Source organism: Desulfonatronospira sp. MSAO_Bac3 (assembly GCF_003838035.1).
Lineage (GTDB): Bacteria > Desulfobacterota > Desulfovibrionia > Desulfovibrionales > Desulfonatronovibrionaceae > Desulfonatronospira > Desulfonatronospira thiodismutans.
Genome location: NZ_QYZY01000015.1, coordinates 1 through 2914 on the forward strand (window position 1 = coordinate 1; position 2914 = coordinate 2914).

Here is a 2914-nt window from a genome sequence, read left to right on the forward strand (position 1 = left end):
CAGTTGAGATACCATAGTGTATTTTATAAGTTTCGCTGTAGTGTTAATGGCTTCGATTATTATTTTTATCCAAACAGAAAATTATGAGGCGTAAGAGATATATTGTCAATGGCCGGGTCCAGGGAGTAGGCTTCAGGCCCTCTGTCTACCGTATGGCCGCCAAACACCGCCTTACTGGTTCGGTGCAGAACACCTCCCTTGGCGTGGTCATCGAAGTCCAGGGCAAAGAGGAGGCACTGGCCTGGTTTGAAGAAGAACTCAGGGGCAACCCCCCGCCCTTAGCTGAAATTACCCGGATTCAGACAGACGAGACAACACCTGAGGCAGGTGAATCCGGATTCATCATCCTGGAAAGCTCTGCCCTGGAGCAAAGCCAGGTGCTCATAAGCCCCGACTCCGCCGTATGCAGCGACTGTACCCGGGAGATACTGGACCCTAAGGACCGAAGATATCTCTATCCCTTCACCAACTGCACCAACTGCGGCCCCAGGTATACCATTACCGGGCTTATCCCCTATGACCGGCAAAACACCTCCATGGCCTGCTTTGAAATGTGCCTCCAATGCCGCCGGGAGTACAGCGACCCCGGAGACCGGCGTTTCCATGCCCAGCCCAATGCCTGTCCCCAGTGCGGCCCCGGGCTCTGGCTGACAGATGCGGACGGCAACAGGATTTCAGAACATGATTCCCCCCTGAAGAAAAGCGCTTACCTGCTTAAACAGGGCAACATCCTGGCCATAAAAGGCCTCGGCGGTTTTCACCTGGCCTGCGACGCTGCCGATCAGGAAGCCGTTCGGGAACTTCGTCGCCGCAAGAACCGACCGCACAAACCCCTGGCTGTCATGGTCCCGGACATAGCTGCCGCTGTAGAGCTGGCGGAGCTAAGCCCATTGGAAGCAGAAATCCTGCAGAGCCCCTCCAGCCCCATCCTGGCGGTGAAGCCCATCCAGCCCTGCCCCTTGAGCCCCGAACTGGCCCCGGATACAGACCTGCTGGGCATCATGCTGGCATACACCCCCCTGCACCTGGTTCTCTTTGAACACTTCAAGGCTCTGCTCACCCGGCAGGAAATACCCGCCCTGGTCATGACCTCGGGCAACATGAGCTCCGAGCCCATAAGCCTTGGCAACCGCGAGGCCCTGAAGAGCCTGGGCCATATTGCGGATTACTTTCTTCTGCATGACAGGGACATCCTGGTTCGCTGCGATGACTCGGTAATGTGCGCCCGCGGACCCGGGCCTGCTTACTTTCGCCGGGCCAGGGGATATACCCCGCAGCCGGTATTTCTGTCCCGGGTTGGTCCTTGCATTCTGGGTACAGGCCCGGAGCTCAAAAACACCTTCTGCCTCACCAGAAATGACCAGGCCTTTGTCTCCCAGCACATAGGCGACCTGCAGAACTTAGAAAGCTACAGCTTCTACAGGGAGTGCATAGATCATCTGCAGCACGTGCTGCAGGTCAACCCGGAAATGGTGGTCTGCGACCTGCACCCGGACTACCTGAGCACTAAGTACGCCAGGCAGGAGTCCGGTCTGCCGGTGCAGGCCCTGCAGCATCACTACGCCCACATCCTGTCTGTCATGGCTGAAAACTGTTTTGAAGGCCCGTGCCTGGGCCTGGCCCTGGACGGAGCCGGGCTGGGGGATGACGGCACCCTGTGGGGGGGAGAACTTTTGCTGGTGGACAACCGGGACATGACCCTGCAAAGACTGGGCAGCTTTGAGCCCGTGCCCCTTCCCGGAGGAGACCTGGCGGTGCGCGAGCCCTGGCGTATCGCTGCCGGCTTTATCCACAGGCTGGGCCTGGAGCATTCCGTACTGGCCAGGGATTTTGAGCAAGGGCTGACTAAAGAGGAGATGCTTTTGAGGCAGATGCTTAAGAGCAATATCAATTCACCCCTGTCCAGCGGGTGCGGTCGTCTTTTTGACGCAGTGGCCGCCCTGCTCGGTCTGGTCAGAAGTATCAGCTACGAAGGACAGGCAGCGGTAATCCTGGAAAAAATCCAGTCCCGGGGACAAGAGACCGCGTACGACATACCGGTTATTCACCGCAATGGGCTTGGCATTCTGGACACCCTGACCCTGTTTCGTCAAATTCTGAAAGACCATATTAGTGGCCTGAGCCCGGCCATAATCAGCCGCAGGTTTCACCTGTCCCTGGTCCGGGGCCTGTGCCTGTGGGCCGCGCAGGCAGGAAACGCCACCGGCATCAGGACCATAGGCCTTAGCGGCGGTGTCATGCACAACCTGACCCTGGCCCGGGAGCTTGAAGAAGGTCTTGCCCGGAAATCATTCAATGTTTTGACGCACAGATTCCTGCCCCCGGGAGACGCCTGCGTCAGCCTGGGCCAGGCCGTGTACGGCCGGCATCTTGCACGCCTGAAAACATAAACCTGCAGTGCTTTTCCCTTGTAAAACCCTTAGGCGCTGTCAGAAATTTCAAACCAACATGCTGGTAACTTTATCTGACATCCTGCTCCCCTGTATAGGCTTAAGTGCACGGCGTAAACTCCCCTCCTTAGCCTGGGAAGGGCCGGGAAAGGAAGGGAGCTAAATATCGAACCACCCCCAGCCCCTCCTTAACCAAGGAGGGGAGCACATCGAGGGGCGACAACACTCTGTCGCATGCATCTGCATAAATACTCCTACTGGAGCTTGATTAAGGCAACTACCTGAAAATAACGTAACAGTTCTAGGGTGGGGAGTTCTGGGCAACATGCGGAAAATTAAAAGGTCGCCACCCACCCAAGTTTATAATTCTATTTTCCGGGAGTTGCCTAAGCTTTCACCACCCAAGTAAATCCAGGCCACGGTGTAGCTCCCCTCCTTAGCCAAGGAGGGGAGCAGATCGAGGCGTGGCAACACTCTGTCGCATGCATCTGAATAAATACTCCTACTGGAGCTTGATTAAGGCA

Annotated in this window: 1 protein-coding gene; it reads left to right on the top strand. The window is 56.7% G+C overall.

Features of this window, described 5'->3' with window-relative positions:
• Positions 1–83: 83 nt before the first annotated feature.
• Positions 84–2390: a carbamoyltransferase HypF gene (hypF, locus tag D5S03_RS00295; protein ID WP_287042358.1), complete on the top strand. Its 2307-nt coding sequence runs from the start codon at positions 84–86 to the stop codon at positions 2388–2390.
• Positions 2391–2914 lie beyond the last annotated feature (524 nt).

What these genes read in the sequence shown, in the direction of transcription:
- hypF (WP_287042358.1), top strand. Translation starts at nt 84, where the DNA reads ATGAGGCGTAAGAGATATATTGTCAATGGCCGGGTCCAGGGAGTAGGC.